The organism is Pseudomonas sp. DL, from assembly GCF_047199225.1.
GTDB classification, from domain to species: Bacteria; Pseudomonadota; Gammaproteobacteria; order Pseudomonadales; family Pseudomonadaceae; genus Pseudomonas; species Pseudomonas aeruginosa.
Genome location: NZ_CP178323.1, coordinates 1854007 through 1872220, shown reverse-complemented (window position 1 = coordinate 1872220; position 18214 = coordinate 1854007). Strand labels below are relative to the sequence as shown.

The following is an 18214-nucleotide window of genomic DNA, read 5'->3' as shown; positions in this document are numbered from 1 at the left end:
CGGCGCACTCGTCATCGCCTGCCGGCCGCGGAAACGCCGGCGAGGCATCCCTGCATTCGAGGAGGCGGAAATGAAAGCGCCACGCGTAACCCTGGACCAATGGCGGACCCTGCAGGCGGTGGTCGACCACGGCGGCTTCGCCCAGGCCGCGGAAGCCCTGCACCGCTCGCAATCGTCGATCAGCTATACCGTGGCGCGCATGCAGGAACAGCTCGGCGTGCCGCTGCTGCGCATCGACGGACGCAAGGCGGTGCTGACCGAGGCCGGCGAAGTATTGCTGCGCCGTTCGCGGCAACTGGTCAAGCAGGCCGGGCAACTGGAGGAACTGGCGCACCACATGGAACAGGGCTGGGAACCCGAGGTGCGCCTGGTGGTGGACGCCGCCTACCCCACCGCGCGGATCGTCCGCTCGCTGTCCGCCTTCATGCCGCAGAGCCGCGGCTGTCGCGTGCTGCTGCGCGAGGAAGTGCTCTCCGGCGTCGAGGAAGCGCTGATCCAGGGCGCCGCCGACCTGGCGATCAGCGGCCTGATCATTCCCGGCCACCTCGGCGCCGACCTCAGCGTGGTCGAGTTCGTCGCCGTGGCCCACCCCGACCATCCGCTGCACCGCCTGCAACGCGAACTGACCCACCAGGACCTGGAAACCCAGATGCAGGTGGTGATCCGCGACAGCGGCCGGCTACAGCCGCGCGACCACGGCTGGCTGGGCGCCGAACAGCGCTGGACGGTGGGCAGCCTGGCTACCGCGGCGACCTTCGTCGGCAACGGCCTGGGCTTCGCCTGGCTGCCGCGACACATCATCGAGCGCGAACTGCAGAGTGGCCAGCTCAAGCCGCTGCCGCTGAGCCAGGGCGGCGTGCGGCAGAGCCGCTTCTACCTCTACACCAACAAGGAAAAGCCGCTCGGCCCGGCCAGCCAGATCCTCATGGAAATGCTCAAGTCGTTCGCCAACGTACCGCTCAACGCGCCCTTCGCGGCGCCCGAACCGGCCGCCGAGTGAACGCAGATGCCTGACTTCCAGCACCGCGACTGCACCCTCGTCTACGACGACCACCCCGGTCCCACCGAGCGCGCGCCGGTCCTGCTGCTGCACGGTCTCGGTTCGAGCGCCCGCGACTGGGAATACCAGTTGCCGGCCCTGCTGGGCCGCTACCGCCTGCTGGTCCCGGACCTGCGCGGCCACGGCCGCTCCGGCAAGCCGCGCGGCGGCTACAGCATGGCCGGCTTCGCCGAGGACTGCGCGGCGCTGCTCGACCGGCTCGGCTGCGGCCCGGTACACCTGGTCGGCATCAGCATGGGCGGGATGATCGGCTTCCAGTTGGCCTGCGACCGACCCGACCTGCTGCGCAGCCTGACCATCGTCAACAGCACTCCGGAAGTCATCCCGCGCAAGCCTCGCGAACATCTGGAGGTGGCCAAGCGCAAGCTCCTCTCGCGCCTGCTCAGCCTGCGGACCATCGGCCGCGCCCTCGGCCGGCTGTTGTTTCCCAAGGCGGAACAGGCCGGGCTGCGAGAGAAGATCGAGGCGCGCTGGGCGGAGAACGACAAGCGCGCCTACCTGGCCAGCCTCGACGCGATCATCGGCTGGGGCGTGCAGGAACGATTGGCCGAGATCGCCTGTCCGACCCTGGTGATCAGCGCGGATCGCGACTACACGCCGGTATCGCTGAAGCAGGCCTATTGCGAGCGGATCGCCGACGCCCGCCTGGTGGTGGTGGAGGACTCCCGCCACGCCACGCCGATGGACCAACCCGAGATTTTCAACACCACCCTGCTCGGCTTCCTCGCCGATATCGATAAAACCAAGGAACAACCATGCTCAAACGTCTCCTGATCGCCGCCTGCACCCTGCTCTTCGCCGGTTCCCTGCTGGCCGCCACTCCTGCCGCCAAGCCGCACGTCCTGATCTCCACCAGCCTCGGCGAGATCGAGGTAGAACTCGATCCGGCCAAGGCGCCGATCAGCGTGAAGAACTTCCTCGAGTACGTCGACAGCGGCTACTACGACGGCACCCTGTTCCACCGCGTGATCCCGGGCTTCATGGTGCAGACCGGCGGCTTCAGCGCCGGCATGCAGGAGAAGAAGACCCGTGCACCGATCAAGAACGAGGCCGACAACGGCCTGCTCAACGAGCGCGGCACCCTCGCCATGGCCCGTACCGGAGTGGTCGATTCGGCCACCAGCCAGTTCTTCATCAACCTGACCGACAACGACTTCCTCAACCATGGTGCCCGCGACTTCGGCTATGCCGTGTTCGGCAAGGTGGTGCGTGGCATGGGCGTGGTCGACCAGATCGCCAAGGTTCCCACCACCCGCCGCAACGGCTTCGCCGACGTGCCGAGCGACGACGTGGTGATCCTGTCCGCCAAACGCCTCTGAGTCCAGCCGCAGGGGCTTGATCCGGCGGGCCCAGGACGGGCCCGCTCCAGAAGAGAGCCATCATGCTTTATCGTCGTTTCGAACGTCTGATCGACCCGTTCCGCAGTGCTTCCGAACGCATGCCGCCCAGCGAAGTGCTGCGTTTCTATGTCTACTTCCTGCGCCAGGTCTGGCCGGTGTTCCTGGCCCTGCTGGTGGTCGGCCTGATCGTCGCGCTGATCGAGGTGGCGCTGTTCAGCTACCTCGGCCGCATCGTCGATCTCGCCCAGAGCACGCCCAGCGCGGAGTTCTTCCGCGTGCACGCCAACGAACTGATCTGGATGGCGGTGGTGGCGCTGGTCCTGCGCCCGCTGTTCAACGCCCTGCACGACATGCTGGTGCACCAGAGCATCAACCCGAGCATGACCAACCTGATCCGCTGGCAGAACCACCGCTACGTGCTCAAGCAGAGCCTCGGCTTCTTCCAGAACGATTTCGCCGGGCGCATCGCCCAGCGCATCATGCAGACCGGCAACTCGTTGCGCGATTCGGCGGTGCAGGTGGTGGACGCCCTCTGGCACGTGCTGATCTATACCGTCAGCGCCCTGGTGCTGTTCGCCGAGGCCGACTGGCGCCTGATGATCCCTCTGGTGCTGTGGGTGTTCGCCTACGTCGGCGCCCTCGCCTACTTCGTTCCCCAGGTCAAGCGCCGCTCGGTGGAGGCCTCGGATTCGCGCTCGAAGCTGATGGGGCGGATCGTCGACGGCTACACCAACATCACCACGCTGAAGCTGTTCGCCCACACCCGCCAGGAAGAGGACTACGCCCGCGAAGCGATCGGCGACCAGACCCTCAAGTCGCAACGCGCCGGGCGCGTAGTGACCTCCATGGACGTGACCATCACGGTGATGAACGGCGTGCTGATCACCGGCACCACCGGCCTGGCCCTGTGGCTGTGGAGCCAGGAGCTGATCTCGGTGGGCGCCATCGCCCTGGCCACCGGGCTGGTGATCCGCATCAACAACATGTCCGGCTGGATCATGTGGGTGGTCGGCGGCATCTTCGAGAACATCGGCCAGGTCCAGGATGGCATGCAGACCATCGCCCTGCCGCGCAAGGTGGTCGACCGCGAGGACGCCCAGCCGCTGCGGGTAGAGCGCGGCGAGGTGGAGTTCGAGCACATCGCCTTCCACTACGGCAAGGGCAGCGGCGTGATCCAGGGTCTCGACCTGAAGGTCCGGCCCGGCGAGAAGATCGGCCTGGTCGGACCTTCCGGCGCCGGCAAGTCGACCCTGGTCAACCTGCTGCTGCGCCTGTACGACCTGGAGAGCGGACGCATCCTGGTCGATGGCCAGGACATCGCCGGGGTGACCCAGGAAAGCCTGCGCGCGCAGATCGGCATGGTCACCCAGGACACCTCGCTGTTGCACCGTTCGATCCGCGACAACCTGCTCTACGGCCGCCCCGGCGCCAGCGACGCGGAACTCATGGAAGCGGTGCGCAAGGCTCGCGCCGACGAGTTCATCCCGCTGCTCAGCGACGCCGAGGGCCGCCGCGGCTTCGACGCCCATGTCGGCGAACGCGGAGTGAAGCTCTCCGGCGGCCAGCGCCAGCGCATCGCCATCGCCCGGGTGCTGCTCAAGGACGCGCCGATCCTGATCCTCGACGAAGCGACCTCGGCGCTGGACTCGGAAGTCGAATCGGCGATCCAGGAAAGCCTGGAGACCCTGATGCAGGGCAAGACGGTGATCGCCATCGCCCACCGCCTGTCGACCATTGCGCGCATGGACCGCCTGGTGGTGCTGGACAAGGGCCACATCGCCGAAAGCGGCACGCATGCCGAGTTGCTCGCCCATGGCGGCCTCTATGCGCGCCTCTGGCAACACCAGACCGGCGGCTTCGTCGGCGTCGACTGAAGCCTCGGCACCGGGCGGCGGCTCGCGCCGCCCGGCCTGGGTGACCTTGTCAAAGGCTCTGCAACGGGCCTTTTCGCGGCAATCATCACCGCCGTCGATCTCGACTAGCACGCGCTTCGATTTTTTCCGCCAGCGAAACGGTGTTCTTATCGAACCCGTGCCCCGGCTCGATCCCGACGCCTGCCGCATCGTCCCCGTCCACCTGGCGTCGGCCACGGACGACCAAGGATGCCAGTGCTCGGTACCGGGGATTTCGCCCCATCGCTACGGAGAATCACAGAATGAAACTTGCCTCTGTCGTGTCCGCCGTCATCACCAGCCTCGCCCCCATGGCCTTCGCCCAGGACGTGGACAAGGACCCGGGCCGCGGCCTGCCGGTCGAGGAATACCACTACGGCATGCAACTGGACGTGAAGAATGTCCTGCACCGTACCGACAATTCGACCAGGACCGGCGTAGTGCCGGTGACCGTGGTCTACGAGGACCATAGCGGCGAGCTGCACAAGATCCGCTTCCTCGAATGGGGCGGCAGCACCAGCAACGGCTGAGCGGACGCCACGCCCTATCGTTCCGGCCCCCTTCAGGCCTGGCGGTAGGGCAACAGGCCGTGGGCCTCCTCGGCGTAGGCGCGCACACCCGCCCGCTCCTGTTCGAGGAACTGCGCCACGGCATCGCGCAGACCGGGATGCGCCAGGTAGTGCCAGGAGCGCGTCAGCACCGGCTCGAAACCGCGGATCAGCTTGTGTTCGCCCTGGGCGCCGGCGTCGAAGCGCACCAGGCCGGCGCCGATGGCGAATTCCAGGCCCTGGTAGAAGCAGGTCTCGAAGTGCAGCCGGTCGAACTCGGCCAGGCATCCCCAGTAGCGCCCGTACAGGGTATCTCCAGCGACCAGGCTGAACGCCATCGCCACCGGCTTGCCACGCTGGTGGGCGAAGACCACGCGGATCGCCTCCGGCATGCGCTCGGCCAGCAGGCCGAAGAACTCGCGGCTCAGGTAGGGATCGCGGTCGCGCACCAGGTAGGTGTTGGCGTAGCAGAGATAGACGAAATCCCACTCCAGTTCGGACAACTGGCCGCCTTCCCGCCATTCGAACTCGATGCCCTGTCCGCCGACCTGTTCGCGCTCCTTGCGCAGTTGCTTGCGCTTGCGCGAACTGAGGGCCTCGAGGAAGTCCTGGAAGTCCCGATAGCCGCGGTTGTGCCAGTGGTACTGGCAACCCAGGCGTTCGAGCCAACCGTCACGCGCGGCAAGCAAGGTGTCCGCCCGGGCGTCGGTGAAATTCACATGGATGCTCGACAGACCGCTCGCCTCGGCCTCCTCGCCAAGGGACGCGAGCAGCCCCTGCAGCCCTTCGTCCTCGCCCAGCAGGCGCGCACCGGCGACCGGGGTGAAGGGCACCCCTACCAGCAGCTTCGGGTAGTAGCGGATACCGGCCCGCTGGCAGGCGTCGGCCCAGCTCCAGTCGAACACGTATTCGCCGTACGAGTGCGCCTTCACATAGGCCGGCAGCGCCGCGCACAGCCGCCCTTGCGGATCGCGCAGCACGCGATGAGCCGGGCGCCAGCCGGTAGCGGGCGTCACGCTGTGGCTGTCTTCCAGCGCGGACAGGAAAGCATGACGCAGGAATGGCTGGGCGGGAGGCAGCAAGGCGTCCCACTCGGCGGCGTCGATATCGGCAAGGGTGGCAAGCGTCTGGATCGGCATGCGCGCCAGTCTGGCGCGAGACGCAAGGCAAGTGAAGCCGGTCGATGGAAAAAAAGCGCCCGGCGGACCCGCGATGAAACCGCCCTTCACCAAGCGAAGGCTTCGATCCATCCTACGTAGAGCGCATAACGCCAACGGCGTTATCCGCCGATACCCCGCCGCAACGGCGGAGCGAAAGCTGGGAACCCTCCGCGTAGGGCGAATAACGCCGGAGGCGTTATCCGCCGATACCCGCCGCAACGGCATTCCCGATCGGGCCCTAGATCATGCCCAGCAGCAACAGGACCAACAGCACCACCAGCAATGCGCCGATGATCCCCGAGGGCCCGTAGCCCCAGTTGCGCGAATGAGGAAAGACCGGCAGGCCGCCGATCAGCAGCAGGATCAGGATGATCAGAAGAATCGTACCGAGACTCATGGGCGTCGCTCCTGTTCGGCTCATGGGGCAAAGGGCGGGAGATTCCGCCCTTGTAGTTCTCGACCCCCGCCGAGCAACGAAGATTCAATAAATCCGCGACCTCCAGCCTCAGTGGATGACCTTGGGCGCCGGCCCCTTGAGCAGACGCATGAACATCAGCGCCACCGCCTGGGCGTCGCCGAGGGCGGTGTGGCGACCGCTGACCGGCACATCCAGGGCCCGCGCCAGGGTGTCGAAGCGCAGGTCGATGTGTGCGTCGGGAAAATGCCGGCTGACCTTCCGGTGGTACAGCGACGAAATCTCGATGGAGGGGTTGTGCAACTGTCGGTCGAGGAGCTGGCGCAGGTGCCGGTTCAGCACGGCGACATCGAACGACAGATAGTAGCCCAGCAGCGGTCGGTCGCCGATGAACGCCAGCACCTGGCGCAGGGCCTGCTCCAGCTGCAACTGTCCCTCCAGGTCGGCGCGGCGCAGCTTGTGGATGCGGATCGACTCCGCATCCAGGCTCGGCGGCGGCTCGACGTAGAGTTCCAGGCGCTCGCCCATGACCAGTTTGCCGCGCCGCACCAGCACCGCGCCGATGCTGAGGATGTCGGCACGACGCGGGTCGAGGCTGGTGGTCTCGAGATCGAGGGAGATCACTTCCTCCGCCTCGACCGCCTCGTGCATCCACCAGTACAGCCGGCGGCGCCAGCCCGGCCAGCGGCTGTCGGGCAACTTGACCATGGTGTTCATCGGGTCTCCAGGTGGAATTGACGGGCCACGCTCTGCTTGAACTTCTTCACCACATGCAGGCCGTAGCGCAGCATGTCGCGATCGTGGCGGCTCATGCCGCTGACGTCCAGGCCCTGCTGGCGACCGTCGCGTTGGCCGGCCAACTGGCGGGTCAGGCGCAGTTGCAGGAACAGCTCGAAAGACTCGCTCAGGTCGTCCGCCAGGCGTGCTTCGAGGACCTTGTGTCGCTTCAGCGCCTCGATCCGTGCCAGGGTCCCGCGGGTCTCCAGGCCTTCGCGCAGGGCCAGGGTGCGGATGCCGTGGACGATGGGGAAGATCCCGCCGCGCTTGAGATCGAGGCGGGCGTCCTGGGTTTTCAGCTGGCCGAGGAAGGTCAGCGGCGTATCGAATTGCAGGGCCGCCGCCGCGATATCCACCAGCCAGCGCTCGCCGCCGTCGGCGAAACCGCGCAGTTGCCGACGCAACGGCTCGAACAGCTGCAGGTTGCCGGCCACCGGCCAGGCATCGGCCAGGATCGACAGGCGCAACAGCTGCTCCGGCTTGCCCTCCAGCAGCGTCCCGCGCAGCTCCGCCTGCCAGGCCGCCAGCGGCTTGCACCATTCCGGCCGACTGGCCATCACCCCTCCGGGACAGGGCGGATAACCGAACTCCAGCAAGGCCGCGCTGAAGCGCTGCATCATCGCCAGGGCCTGTTCCTGCGGCAGATCGTCGGCCAGGACCAGGGCATTGTCCTGGTCGGTCTTCAGCAACTGCTCGCCGCGTCCTTCGCTGCCCATCACCAGCAAGCAGCAGCGCCCGCGCAGGGTTGGCGGCAGCAACAATTCGAAAAGCCGTTCGAGCAATTGCTCGTTGAGCGCGCTGACCAGCTGCATGATGAAGCGCAGGCGGATACCGTTGCCGGCCAGGGTAGCGATCAGGGTGTCCAGGGTTTCCGCGCAGCGGCGCAGGTCGCCGAGGTCGTCGGCGCGGGCGATGCGCAGCGCCAGGACGTGGGAATGGGTGGAGAACAGGCTGAGCACCTGGGTCAGGTGCAACAGGCCGATCACCTGACCGTCCTCCGTGACCGCGACCCGCTCGATACGCTGGCGCGTCATGAGGATCATCGCGTCGAACAGGAAATCGCCCAGTTCGACGCTGGCCAGCGGACCATGGGCCAACGGCCCGATCGCCTCCAGCTCGCTGCGCCCGTCGCGGAAGTGCGCGCTCATGAGGTCGGTGCGGGTGACGATGCCGAGCTCGGGCCCGTCCCTCTCCAGCCGCACCAGCAGGGCATCGGCGCCGTGGCTCAATTGCAGGCGCGCGGCGTCGCCGAGGGACAGCGAGGCCTCCACCTCCAGCGCCGGCAGCAAGTGCTCGCGGGCGATGCGGGTAAGGATGAACTCGGCAAGGTTCTGCCCGTCGCGCTGGGCCAACTGGCGCTTGGCCGCCAGGTCGGCCTGGAAGAACCGGGCGAAACCCGGGTTCTCCCCGCACAACTGGTGGAAGCAACTGGCCGGCAGTTCGTAGACGATGCTTTCCTCGATCGCCAGGTAGCGATGCTTGCTGCTGCCGGAAAACAGCCCGCGGACGTCGAACAGGTCGTCCGCGGCGTACTGGGCGAACACTCGCCCGTCGTCGCCGCGCTCCTCGACCACGCCCTTGAGCAGGACGAACAGCCCGGGGACCGCCGAACCGGCCTCCAGCAAGGTTTCCCCCGGCGCGTAGTAGCCTACGCTGAGGGCCTGCTTGAGGGTCTCGCGCTGATGGGGACGCAACTGGTCGAAGGGCGGCGAGGCGAAGTTGAAACTGTCAGGCATGGCTCATCTCGCTGTAACCGGGACGCTGAAACGAAAGGCGGCGGACCGGAAATCCGGCCGCCGCCTCGGGCTACGTCTTCACGTAGCGCTTAGTGGGCCACCGCGCCAGAGGCGCCCAGGCCGGTCTGGGAACGGATGAACTGCGGGAAGAAGCGCGCCCGCTCCTCGTCGGCCGCCGCCGACTTGTCGGTGATGGAGAAGAACCAGATACCGACGAAGGCGACGATCATCGAGAACAGCGCCGGGTACTCGTACGGGTAGATGGCTTTCTCGTGGCCGAGGATCTGCACCCAGATGGTCGGGCCGAGGACCATCAGGCCCACCGCGGTGATCAGGCCCATCCAGCCGCCGATCATGGCGCCGCGGGTGGTCAGCTTCTTCCAGTACATGGAGAGCAGCAGCACCGGGAAGTTGCAGCTGGCGGCGATGGAGAAGGCCAGGCCGACCATGAAGGCGATGTTCTGCTTCTCGAAGAGGATGCCGAGCACGATGGCGACCACGCCCAGGGCCACGGTGGTCATCTTCGAGACCCGCAGCTCGTCCTTCTCGTTGGCCTTGCCGCCCTTGAACACGCTGGCGTACAGGTCATGGGAGACGGCCGAGGCCCCGGCCAGGGTCAGCCCGGCGACCACCGCGAGGATGGTGGCGAAGGCCACCGCCGAGATGAAGCCGAGGAACAGGCTGCCGCCCACCGCGTCGGCCAGGTGCACCGCCGCCATGTTGTTGCCGCCGATCAGCGCGCCGGTGGCGTCCTTGAAGTCCGGGTTGGTGCTGACCAGCAGGATCGCGCCGAAACCGATGATGAAGGTCAGGATGTAGAAGTAGCCGATGAAACCGGTGGCGTAGAACACGCTCTTGCGCGCTTCCTTGGCGTCGCTGACGGTGAAGAAGCGCATCAGGATGTGCGGCAGCCCGGCGGTGCCGAACATCAGCGCGAAGCCCAGGGAGAATGCCGAGATCGGATCCTTGACCAGGCCGCCCGGACTCATGATCGCCTCGCCCTTCGGATGCACCTTGATGGCTTCGGAGAACAGCGTGCTGACGTCGAAGTTGACGTGCTTGAGCACCATGATCGCCATGAACGAGGCGCCGGAAAGCAACAGCACGGCCTTGATGATCTGCACCCAGGTGGTCGCCAGCATGCCGCCGAACAGCACGTAGAGCACCATCAGGATGCCCACCAGGACCACCGCGACATGGTAGTTGAGGCCGAACAGCAGCTCGATCAGCTTGCCGGCGCCGACCATCTGCGCGATCAGGTAGAACGCCACCACCACCAGCGAGCCGCAGGCCGACAGGGTGCGGATCTGCTTCTGCTTGAGGCGGTAGGAGGCGACGTCGGCGAAGGTGTACTTGCCCAGGTTGCGCAGGCGCTCGGCGATGAGGAAGAGGATGATCGGCCAGCCGACCAGGAAGCCGATCGAGTAGATCAGGCCGTCGTAGCCGGAAGTGAAGACCAGCGCCGAAATACCCAGGAAGGATGCCGCCGACATGTAGTCGCCGGCGATCGCCAGGCCATTCTGGAAGCCGGTGATGCGGCCACCTGCGGCATAGTAGTCGGCCGCCGAGCGGTTGCGCTTGGATGCCCAGTAGGTGATGCAGAGGGTCGCGCCGACGAAGGCGACGAACATGACGATGGCCGAGACGTTCAGCGGCTGGCGCTGCACGTCGCCGGTCAGCGCGTCGGCCCAGAGGGCCGGAGCGAAGGCCGCAAGGCCGAGCGCGGCAAGGAGACGAGCGATCATTGCTGCGCCTCCTTGAGGATTTCCTGGTTCAGGCTGTCGAACTCGCCGTTGGCGCGACGCACGTACAGGCCGGTCAGGATGAACGCGGCAAGGATCAGTCCGACACCCATCGGGATGCCCCAGGTCACGGACGAATCGGGACTGATACGCGCGCCCAGCAGCTGCGGCTGGAAAGCGATCAGCAGGATGAATATCACGTAGAGGCCAAGCATGATCGAAGAAAGTATCCAGGCGAAACGCTCTCGCTTGGCCACCAACTCCTTGAAGCGCGGATTGGTATCAATCCGCTGGTAGATGCTGTCGTTCATTGTTTTTATCCTCACAGCGGGGTGACGCGGAATGTCGTCGATATCCACTGTAGGACGCTGGTGCAAGCGCTCCAGACGACTTTAGTCGTAGCGTTTCGCCAGCCGCTCTAGACCGGTATTCCCGGGCCTTCCGGCAGATTCCGGAGCCAGCCTTCGGCAAGGAAAAACGCCGTGCCCGGTTGCCCGGGCACGGCGTTCCCCGATCGAACCAGCCGTGCTACTGCACCCAGTCCTTGACCCGTCCCGGGTTGGCCGCCACCCACTGCTTCGCCGCATCCTCGGGTTTGGCGCCCTCCTGGATCGCCAGCATCACCTGGCCGACCTCGTTGCCATCCTTCCAGCCGAACTTCTTCAGGAACTCCCAGACCGGCTTGGCCTTGGCCTCCAGCGCCGGGTTGGCGACGGTGTCGACATGCTCGGTATCGCCATAGACCTTCTTCGGATCGTCGAGGAACTTCAGCTTCCACTTGGCGAACATCCAGTGCGGAATCCAGCCGGTCACCACCACCGGCTTCTTCTCGTTCTCGGCACGGGTCAGCTCGGCGATCATGCCGCTGCCGGAACTGGCCACCAGCTTGTAGTCGAGGCCATATTGCTTGATCGCCTCGTCGGTCTTGATCATCACCCCGGCGCCGGCATCGATACCCACCACGCGGCCGCCGAAAGCGTCCTTCTGCGCCTGGAGGTCGGCGATGCCGTTGGCGCTCACGTATTCGGGGACGATCAGGCCGATGCGTGCGTCCGGGTAGTTGATGGCAAGGTTGACCACCTTATCCTTCATCTTCTCGTAGTAGGCGCCGTGGGTGCCCGGCAGCCAGGCCGAGAGCATGGCATCGAGCTTGCCGCGCGCCACGCCCTGCCACATGATCCCCGCCGCCACCGGCATCAGCTTCACCTCGTAGCCGAGCTTCTCGCGGATCACCTCGGCGGCCACATGGGTGGTCGCCACGCTGTCCGACCAGCCGTCCACGTAACCGATGGTGATCACCGGCTTGTCCGCCGCGGCCGCCATCCCCACAGCCGCCGACATTGCCAGGCCCGCACTCCAGCACAACAGTCGTCGCATCATTCGCATCAGACGTACCCCTTGTTCTATGCCGACGGGGACGCTCCCCGGCGGTCGCGGCACTCTGCGGTGCCGCCGTCCATCATCGGCGCGCCCGGACGGCGGACTGCTCTGAGAACGACACCTATCGCACCCGATAACGACATGCCTCGAACTGCGCTGCGGCACGCTGCGGATGTGCTCCGAGACAGTGCGATCGAAGCGCTCTATGCACTCGATTGGACAGGCCGATTTCCGCTTGGCCGAGCGCCTGGATAGGCTTTCGCCAAAGAGGAATGATTCTCGATCAAAGGAGAGCAGCCATGCTCAAGACCCTGACCTTCACCGTCATGCACTTCATCATCGCCTTCAGCGTGGCCTATGCGCTGACCGGCAGCATAGCGGTCGGCGGGCTGGTGGCGGCGGTCGAGCCGCTGTGCAACTCGGTCGGTTTCTACTTCCACGAGAAGATCTGGAAACGCTTCGAGAAAGACGGCGCGCCGCGCCCGGCTAGCGCCCATGGCTGGCTGCACCGCCACGCCTGAAGGGATATTCGCGAGGCACGGCAAGAGGCGGGAAAGACCGATTGGAACGCTGGCTGCAATAACCCACTGCACTACTGAGGCTTGCAGTTGTCATAGCGGCAGTATATTCACTCAGTACTTTTCCCTCGAAGGGATTCCCCCGATGCCCCACTTCCTCCGTTTCGCTGCCCTGCTCGGCGGCCTCGCCCTCGGTTGTGCCAATCTGGCGCAGGCCCGGGACGTGGACGCCGCGAGCTACGGCTATCCACTGACCAACCCGTTCGAGGCGACCATCGCCACCACGCCGCCGGAACTGCGTCCCGAGCTTCCGCACAGCGAGGACATCGACCAGAAGGACTACAGCCTGAAATTGCGCCCGGAGCGCGAGTTCGCCCTGCCGGACAACTTCTGGCCGGTGAAGAAGCTGCGCTACCGCCTGGCCCGCCAGGATCATGCGGCGCCGCTGATCTTCATCATTGCCGGGACTGGCGCCCACTACGCCAGCAGCTTCCCGGAATACCTGAAGAAGCTCTTCTACCAGGCCGGCTACCACGTGGTGCAGTTGTCCTCGCCGACCAGTTGGGACTTCATGGCCAGCGCCTCGCGCTTCGCCACACCGGGCTTTTCCAGCGACGACGCCGATGACCTGTACCGGGTGATGCAGGCGGTGCGCGCGCAGCAGCGCGACCTGCCGGTGACCGACTATTACCTCACCGGCTATAGCCTGGGGGCGCTGAACGCCGCGTTCGTCAGCCACCTCGACGAAAGCCGCCGGAGCTTCAACTTCAAGAAAGTGCTGCTGCTCAACCCACCGGTGAACCTCTACACCTCGGTGAGCAACCTCGACAAACTGGTGGAAACCCAGGTCAAGGGCATCACTGACTCGCGCACCTTCTACGAGGTGGTGCTGAGCAAGCTGACCCGCTACTTCCGGCAGAAAGGCTACGTCGACATCAACGACGCCATGCTCTACGACTTCCAGCAGTCGAAGCAACGCCTGAGCAACGAAGAAATGGCCATGCTGATCGGCACCTCGTTCCGCTTCTCCGCCGCCGACATCGCCTTCACCTCGGACCTGGTCAACCGTCGCGGCCTGATCACCCCGCCGAACTACCCGATCAACGAAGGCACCAGCCTGGAGCCCTTCTTCAAGCGCGCGCTACAGTGCGACTTCGAGTGCTACATGACCGAGCAACTGATCCCGATGTGGCGAGCCCGTTACGACGGCGGCAGCCTGACCCAACTGGTCAACCAGGTCAGCCTCTACAAGCTGCAGGACTATCTGCACGACAGCCCGAAGATCGCCGTGATGCACAACGCCGACGACGTCATCCTCGGCCCGGGCGACCTCGGCTTCCTCCGCCGGACCTTCGGCGAACGCCTGACCGTCTATCCCTATGGCGGTCACTGCGGCAACCTCAACTACAAGGTCAACGCGCAGGACATGCTGGACTTCTTCGCCACGCCCGCTGCCGGACAGACCCAGGTCGCCAGCGCGGCCCTCACCCAGCAGGCAGGAAACTGATCGATGAGCCGAACCGCACACTGGATGTTCGCCCTTCTGCTGAGCGCTGCCGCCAGCGCCCAGGCCGACGAGGCCGCCGCGCCGGCCGAACTGCCGCCACGCCAGCTCGACGGCGACGGTTTCAGCCGTCCACTGGACCAACTCAAGTTCAATCCCGGCCTGGATCAACGCGAATTCGAGCGCGCCACCCTCGACGCACTGAACATGTACGATCCCTGGGAATCCTGGAACCGCCGGGTCTACCACTTCAACTATCGCTTCGACGAGTGGGTGTTCCTGCCCGTGGTACGAGGCTACGAATACGTCACCCCGCACTTCGTCCGCAGCGGCGTGAGCAATTTCTTCGACAACCTCGGCGACGTGCCCAATCTGCTGAACAACCTCGCCCAATTGAAGGGCAAGGCGGCGATGGAAACCACCGCGCGGCTGCTGTTCAACACCACCTTCGGTGTGCTCGGCCTGTGGGACCCTGCGACCAGGATGGGCCTGCACAAGCGCAGCGAGGATTTCGGCCAGACCCTCGGCTTCTACGGCGTGGGCAGCGGCCCCTACCTGGTGCTGCCGATCCTCGGCCCGTCCAACCTGCGCGACACCGGCGGACTGGTGGTGGACTACGTCGGCGAATACCAGGTGAACTACCTCAACGTTCCCCAGGCCAGCGGCGACCACCCGGAGATCACCGCCCTGCGCGTGGTGGACAAGCGCTACAACACCAGCTTCCGCTACGGCCAGATGAACTCGCCGTTCGAGTACGAGAAACTGCGCTACATCTATACCGAGGCGCGCAAGCTGCAGATCGCCGAGTGAGACGAAGAACCGCCGCCCTGTGCGGCGGTTTCTTTTCCTCAGAACGATTCAATAAATCGATAGGAATCACATAAAACTCGCATCCATATATCGATCGTAGAGGACTATCATCGAGCCATACACGAACCAGGAGGTTCCCATGACCCGCTACCGTGATGTCCTCGAACTGCATACCGGCCACCCCGCCTCCGATGGCGCCGGCGTCCGCCTGACCCGCGTGATCGGCGGCCCGTCCCCGGAACGCTTCGACCCGTTCCTGATGCTCGACCAGTTCGATACCCAGAACCCGGATGACTATGTCGCCGGTTTCCCTTCGCACCCGCACCGCGGCTTCGAGACCGTGACCTACATGCTCGAAGGGCGTATGCGCCACGAAGACCACCTCGGCAATCGCGGCCTGCTCAAGCCCGGCGGCGTACAGTGGATGACCGCCGCCCACGGCATCATCCACAGCGAGATGCCGGAACAGGTGGAAGGCGCGATGCGTGGCTTCCAGCTGTGGGTCAACCTGCCGGCGAAGAACAAGCTGGCCCCGGCCGGCTATCGCGATATCGAGCCGGAAGACGTGCCGCGCCTGGAAACCGCCGGAGGCGTGAAGGTCACGGTGATCGCCGGTCGCTTCGACGACGGCCAGGCGCAGCAGATCGGCGCCGTGGAAAGGCCGGACACCGAGCCGCACTACTACGACCTGCAACTGCCTGCCGGCGGCCGCATCGCCCCGCGCCTGCCGGACGGCCATCGCGTGCTGCTGTACGTCTACGAAGGCAGCCTGACGGTGGAAGGCGAACGCCCGGTGGAAATCGCCACCAATCGCCTGGCTCGGCTGTCCGAAGAAGGGGAACTGAGCCTGCGCAGCGAAGCCGGCGCCCGGGTACTGGTGCTCGCCGGCAAGCCGTTGCGCGAGCCGATCGTCCAGTACGGTCCGTTCGTGATGAACAGCCGCGAGGAAATCGAGCAGGCGCTACGCGACTATCGCGACGGTGTCCTGGCCGTCTGAGCCGTGCGCGAGCCGCCCTTCGGGGCGGTTTTTTCCTTCCGCCTGTCCCGTCCTGAATAAGGTTTACCGCTCGATCCGCAGGAAGCGCTCCAGTTCCGCCCGCTTGCCCATCGCATCGTGGTAGCCCAGTTCGATCAGTTCGCTGCAATAGCCGCGCTCGAACAACAGGTAGCTCAATACCCCCGCCCCGCTGGCGCGGGTCGCTCCGGGACCGCGCAGGAAAAGCCGCAGCACCCGCGACAGCTCCCGGTAGTGCCGCGCGGCGATCTCGTCCAGCGGCCGGCTCGGCGACACCAGCAATACCTCCACCGGCTCCAGCCCACCCGCCTGGCGGCGCACCTCCGGCGCCACCAACTGGCCGATCTGGTTCATCCGCTGCAACTGCTCGATGTCGCCTTCCAGGCTGTCGATGAAGGTGCTGTTCAACAGGTGGGCGCCGATCTGCGCCAGGCTCGGCGGTCGGTCGGACGGCGGCAGGCCGGTCATGGCACTGTCGCCACCGGTGGCCGGGTTGCCGCTGACGCCGATCACCAGCACCCGCGTGGCGCCCAGGTGCAACGCCGGGCTGATGGGCGCCTGGGAACGCACCGCGCCGTCGCCGAAGTATTCGCGGTTGATCCGCACCGGCGGGAACAGCAGCGGGATCGCCGCGCTGGCCAGCAGGTGCCGAAGCTCCAGGCGGGTGGGAATGCCCAGGCGCCGATGGCGTACCCAGGGATCGATGGTCGCGCGCCCCTGGTAGAAGGTCACCGCCTGCCCCGACTCGTAGCCGAACGCGGTCACCGCCACCGCGCGCAACTGGCGCTGGCGCACCGCCGCATGAATCCCGGAAAAATCCAGCTCACGTGCCAGCAGCTCATGCAACGGCCGGTTGTCCAGCAACGCCACCGGCACCCGCCGCCCCAGGCCGAGCAGGCTATGGCCGAGGAAGCGCGAGGCCTGGCGGGTCACGCCCGGCCAGTCGCTGCGATAGACATGTTCGGTGCGGAATCCCTGCCAGACCGCGGTCAGGCGCTGGATCGCCTGGCGGAATTGCAGGGCGCCGCAAGCCAGGCCAACGGCGTTGATGGCGCCGGCGGAGGTACCGACGATGACCGGGAAAGGATTGCCGGCGCTGTCCGGCAGCAGGTCGGCGATGGCGGCCAGGACCCCGACCTGGTAGGCCGCGCGGGCGCCGCCCCCGGAAAGGATCAGGCCGGTGAGCGGCGGACGTGGGGCAAGGGGATCGGACACAGCGGGGCTTCCGTCATGAACTGCGGCGAGTATAGCCAGACCCCGCGCGCGTCCGGAATGCCCGTCCTCAGCGCTTGCGCCGTTTCGGATAGAGCTTGGCTTCGCCTGGCGGGCGGGTCTTGAAACGCCGGTGCGCCCACAGGTACTGCTCGGGCTGCTGGCGCACGCAGCGCTCGACCCACTGGTTGATCCGCAGGCAATCGGCTTCCTCGCTCTCGCCGGGGAAGTCCTCCAGCGGCGGGTGGATGGTCAGGCGATAACCGCTGCCATCGGCCAGGCGGCTCTGGGTGAACGGCAACACCCGCGCCCGGCCCAGGCGGGCGAACTTGGTGGTGGCGGTGACGGTGGCCGCCGGGATGCCGAACAGCGGCACGAACAGGCTCTGCTTGGCGCCGTAGTCCTGGTCCGGTGCGTACCAGATGGCGCGGCCGCCACGCAGCACCTTGAGCATCGAGCGCACGTCCTCGCGCTCGATGGCGGTGGCATCGAGGTTGTGCCGCTCGCGGCCACGGCGCTGGATGTAGTCGAACACCGGGTTGTCGTGCTCACGGTACATGCCGTCGATGGTGTGCACCTGGCCGAGCAGCGCCGCGCCGATCTCCAGGGTGGTGAAATGCAGGGCCATGAGGATCACCCCCTCGCCCTGCGCCTGGGCCTCGCGCAGATGCTCCAGGCCTTCTATATGGGCAAGACGGGCCAGGCGCGCCTTCGGCCACCACCAGCTCATGGCCATCTCGAAGAAGGCGATGCCGCTGGAGGCGAAGTTCTCCTTCAGCAGACGCTCGCGTTCGGCGGGCGACTTTTCCGGAAAGCACAGTTCGAGGTTGCGCGCGGCAATCTCGCGGCGCGAGCCGACCAAGCGGTACATCAGCGCCCCCAGGCCACGGCCGAGCATCAGCAGGACGGGATACGGCAACTGCACCACCAGCCAGAGCAGCCCCAGGCCGAACCAGAGCGGCCAGTAGCGGGGATGGAGGAAAGCGCTGGAGAAACGGGGGCGATCCATGGACGGTTCCGACGACGATCAAAGCCCGCCATTCTACCCTGCCCGCCGTCCCGGCGGGACGCCGCGTTGCCGATCGATGCCGCCCCGGCTATCTGC

18 protein-coding genes are annotated in these 18214 nt (G+C 66.1%); 9 read left to right on the top strand and 9 right to left on the bottom strand.

All coding sequences use genetic code 11. From position 1 onward, the window contains the following. Window positions 1-70: 70 nt before the first annotated feature. The 5 genes from ACI766_RS08765 (at window position 71) to ACI766_RS08745 (ending at window position 4822) form a co-directional block, all read left to right on the top strand. Window positions 71-1000, top strand: coding sequence for a LysR family transcriptional regulator (locus tag ACI766_RS08765; protein WP_003091534.1), 930 nt, complete (start codon window positions 71-73; stop codon window positions 998-1000). Window positions 1001-1006: 6 nt separating this feature from the next. Beyond that, a complete protein-coding gene (locus ACI766_RS08760; protein ID WP_003114813.1) occupies window positions 1007-1834 on the top strand; it encodes an alpha/beta fold hydrolase in 828 nt (275 codons plus the stop codon). After that, window positions 1816-2379, top strand: coding sequence for a peptidylprolyl isomerase PpiA (gene ppiA / locus ACI766_RS08755; protein ID WP_016253153.1), 564 nt, complete (start codon window positions 1816-1818; stop codon window positions 2377-2379). The genes ACI766_RS08760 and ppiA overlap by 19 nt, the downstream gene beginning before the upstream one ends. A gap of 62 nt (window positions 2380-2441) precedes the next feature. Beyond that, window positions 2442-4274 (top strand): ABC transporter ATP-binding protein, encoded by a 1833-nt coding sequence (locus ACI766_RS08750; RefSeq protein WP_003109184.1) that lies wholly within the window; start codon window positions 2442-2444, stop codon window positions 4272-4274. A gap of 281 nt (window positions 4275-4555) precedes the next feature. Continuing rightward, a complete protein-coding gene (locus ACI766_RS08745; protein ID WP_003091540.1) occupies window positions 4556-4822 on the top strand; it encodes a DUF2790 domain-containing protein in 267 nt (88 codons plus the stop codon). A 32-nt stretch (window positions 4823-4854) separates the two neighbouring features. On the opposite strand, the gene ACI766_RS08740 is transcribed toward ACI766_RS08745, so the two are convergent. From ACI766_RS08740 to ACI766_RS08710, 7 genes are all read right to left on the bottom strand, one after another. Next, window positions 4855-5979, bottom strand: a complete 1125-nt coding sequence (locus tag ACI766_RS08740; protein WP_023117706.1) for a GNAT family N-acetyltransferase — start codon at window positions 5977-5979, stop codon at window positions 4855-4857. A 259-nt stretch (window positions 5980-6238) separates the two neighbouring features. Then, the gene (locus ACI766_RS08735) at window positions 6239-6397 is read right to left on the bottom strand and encodes a DUF3309 family protein (RefSeq protein WP_003109182.1); all 159 of its coding nucleotides are present in this window, start codon (window positions 6395-6397) and stop codon (window positions 6239-6241) included. 108 nt (window positions 6398-6505) lie between these two features. Beyond that, on the bottom strand, window positions 6506-7132 hold the full coding sequence (locus ACI766_RS08730) for a 3'-5' exonuclease (protein ID WP_003114810.1): 627 nt from the start codon (window positions 7130-7132) through the stop codon (window positions 6506-6508). Next, window positions 7129-8928 (bottom strand): cyclic nucleotide-binding/CBS domain-containing protein, encoded by a 1800-nt coding sequence (locus ACI766_RS08725; RefSeq protein ID WP_010793238.1) that lies wholly within the window; start codon window positions 8926-8928, stop codon window positions 7129-7131. Before ACI766_RS08725 ends, ACI766_RS08730 begins: the two co-directional genes overlap by 4 nt. Window positions 8929-9017: 89 nt before the next feature. After that, on the bottom strand, window positions 9018-10673 hold the full coding sequence (locus tag ACI766_RS08720) for a cation acetate symporter (protein ID WP_003091546.1): 1656 nt from the start codon (window positions 10671-10673) through the stop codon (window positions 9018-9020). After that, entirely contained in the window at window positions 10670-10981 is a 312-nt protein-coding gene (locus ACI766_RS08715) for a DUF485 domain-containing protein (protein ID WP_003091547.1), read from the bottom strand. The genes ACI766_RS08720 and ACI766_RS08715 overlap by 4 nt, the downstream gene beginning before the upstream one ends. A 217-nt stretch (window positions 10982-11198) precedes the next feature. Beyond that, on the bottom strand, window positions 11199-12056 hold the full coding sequence (locus ACI766_RS08710; protein WP_021265067.1) for a glycine betaine ABC transporter substrate-binding protein: 858 nt from the start codon (window positions 12054-12056) through the stop codon (window positions 11199-11201). A gap of 293 nt (window positions 12057-12349) precedes the next feature. Between ACI766_RS08710 and ACI766_RS08705 the strand changes: the two genes are divergently transcribed. The 4 genes from ACI766_RS08705 to ACI766_RS08690 all read left to right on the top strand — a co-directional run bounded on the left by ACI766_RS08705 (window position 12350) and on the right by ACI766_RS08690 (window position 15879). Further along, on the top strand, window positions 12350-12571 hold the full coding sequence (locus ACI766_RS08705; protein ID WP_003091551.1) for a DUF2061 domain-containing protein: 222 nt from the start codon (window positions 12350-12352) through the stop codon (window positions 12569-12571). A gap of 142 nt (window positions 12572-12713) precedes the next feature. Then, window positions 12714-14075: an alpha/beta fold hydrolase gene (locus tag ACI766_RS08700; protein ID WP_003114807.1), complete on the top strand. Its 1362-nt coding sequence runs from the start codon at window positions 12714-12716 to the stop codon at window positions 14073-14075. A 3-nt stretch (window positions 14076-14078) separates the two neighbouring features. Then, window positions 14079-14882, top strand: coding sequence for a VacJ family lipoprotein (locus ACI766_RS08695; RefSeq protein ID WP_003114806.1), 804 nt, complete (start codon window positions 14079-14081; stop codon window positions 14880-14882). 139 nt (window positions 14883-15021) lie between these two features. Next, a complete protein-coding gene (locus ACI766_RS08690) occupies window positions 15022-15879 on the top strand; it encodes a pirin family protein (RefSeq protein WP_003116397.1) in 858 nt (285 codons plus the stop codon). A 63-nt stretch (window positions 15880-15942) separates the two neighbouring features. Here the strand turns inward: ACI766_RS08690 and ACI766_RS08685 are convergent, their stop codons facing one another. Beyond that, complete coding sequence (locus tag ACI766_RS08685; protein ID WP_003091575.1) at window positions 15943-17112, bottom strand: patatin-like phospholipase family protein; 1170 nt, start codon at window positions 17110-17112, stop codon at window positions 15943-15945. 67 nt (window positions 17113-17179) lie between these two features. Further along, on the bottom strand, window positions 17180-18118 hold the full coding sequence (locus ACI766_RS08680; protein ID WP_003158335.1) for a lipid A biosynthesis lauroyl acyltransferase: 939 nt from the start codon (window positions 18116-18118) through the stop codon (window positions 17180-17182). Window positions 18119-18214: the final 96 nt, after the last annotated feature.

What these genes read in the sequence shown, in the direction of transcription:
- ACI766_RS08765 (WP_003091534.1), top strand. Translation starts at nt 71, where the DNA reads ATGAAAGCGCCACGCGTAACCCTGGACCAATGGCGGACCCTGCAGGCG.
- ACI766_RS08690 (WP_003116397.1), top strand. Translation starts at nt 15,022, where the DNA reads ATGACCCGCTACCGTGATGTCCTCGAACTGCATACCGGCCACCCCGCC.
- ACI766_RS08760 (WP_003114813.1), top strand. Translation starts at nt 1,007, where the DNA reads ATGCCTGACTTCCAGCACCGCGACTGCACCCTCGTCTACGACGACCAC.
- ppiA (WP_016253153.1), top strand. Translation starts at nt 1,816, where the DNA reads ATGCTCAAACGTCTCCTGATCGCCGCCTGCACCCTGCTCTTCGCCGGT.
- ACI766_RS08740 (WP_023117706.1), bottom strand. Translation starts at nt 5,979, where the DNA reads ATGCCGATCCAGACGCTTGCCACCCTTGCCGATATCGACGCCGCCGAG.
- ACI766_RS08715 (WP_003091547.1), bottom strand. Translation starts at nt 10,981, where the DNA reads ATGAACGACAGCATCTACCAGCGGATTGATACCAATCCGCGCTTCAAG.
- ACI766_RS08720 (WP_003091546.1), bottom strand. Translation starts at nt 10,673, where the DNA reads ATGATCGCTCGTCTCCTTGCCGCGCTCGGCCTTGCGGCCTTCGCTCCG.
- ACI766_RS08725 (WP_010793238.1), bottom strand. Translation starts at nt 8,928, where the DNA reads ATGCCTGACAGTTTCAACTTCGCCTCGCCGCCCTTCGACCAGTTGCGT.
- ACI766_RS08745 (WP_003091540.1), top strand. Translation starts at nt 4,556, where the DNA reads ATGAAACTTGCCTCTGTCGTGTCCGCCGTCATCACCAGCCTCGCCCCC.
- ACI766_RS08710 (WP_021265067.1), bottom strand. Translation starts at nt 12,056, where the DNA reads ATGCGAATGATGCGACGACTGTTGTGCTGGAGTGCGGGCCTGGCAATG.
- ACI766_RS08730 (WP_003114810.1), bottom strand. Translation starts at nt 7,132, where the DNA reads ATGAACACCATGGTCAAGTTGCCCGACAGCCGCTGGCCGGGCTGGCGC.
- ACI766_RS08735 (WP_003109182.1), bottom strand. Translation starts at nt 6,397, where the DNA reads ATGAGTCTCGGTACGATTCTTCTGATCATCCTGATCCTGCTGCTGATC.
- ACI766_RS08705 (WP_003091551.1), top strand. Translation starts at nt 12,350, where the DNA reads ATGCTCAAGACCCTGACCTTCACCGTCATGCACTTCATCATCGCCTTC.
- ACI766_RS08695 (WP_003114806.1), top strand. Translation starts at nt 14,079, where the DNA reads ATGAGCCGAACCGCACACTGGATGTTCGCCCTTCTGCTGAGCGCTGCC.
- ACI766_RS08680 (WP_003158335.1), bottom strand. Translation starts at nt 18,118, where the DNA reads ATGGATCGCCCCCGTTTCTCCAGCGCTTTCCTCCATCCCCGCTACTGG.
- ACI766_RS08700 (WP_003114807.1), top strand. Translation starts at nt 12,714, where the DNA reads ATGCCCCACTTCCTCCGTTTCGCTGCCCTGCTCGGCGGCCTCGCCCTC.
- ACI766_RS08750 (WP_003109184.1), top strand. Translation starts at nt 2,442, where the DNA reads ATGCTTTATCGTCGTTTCGAACGTCTGATCGACCCGTTCCGCAGTGCT.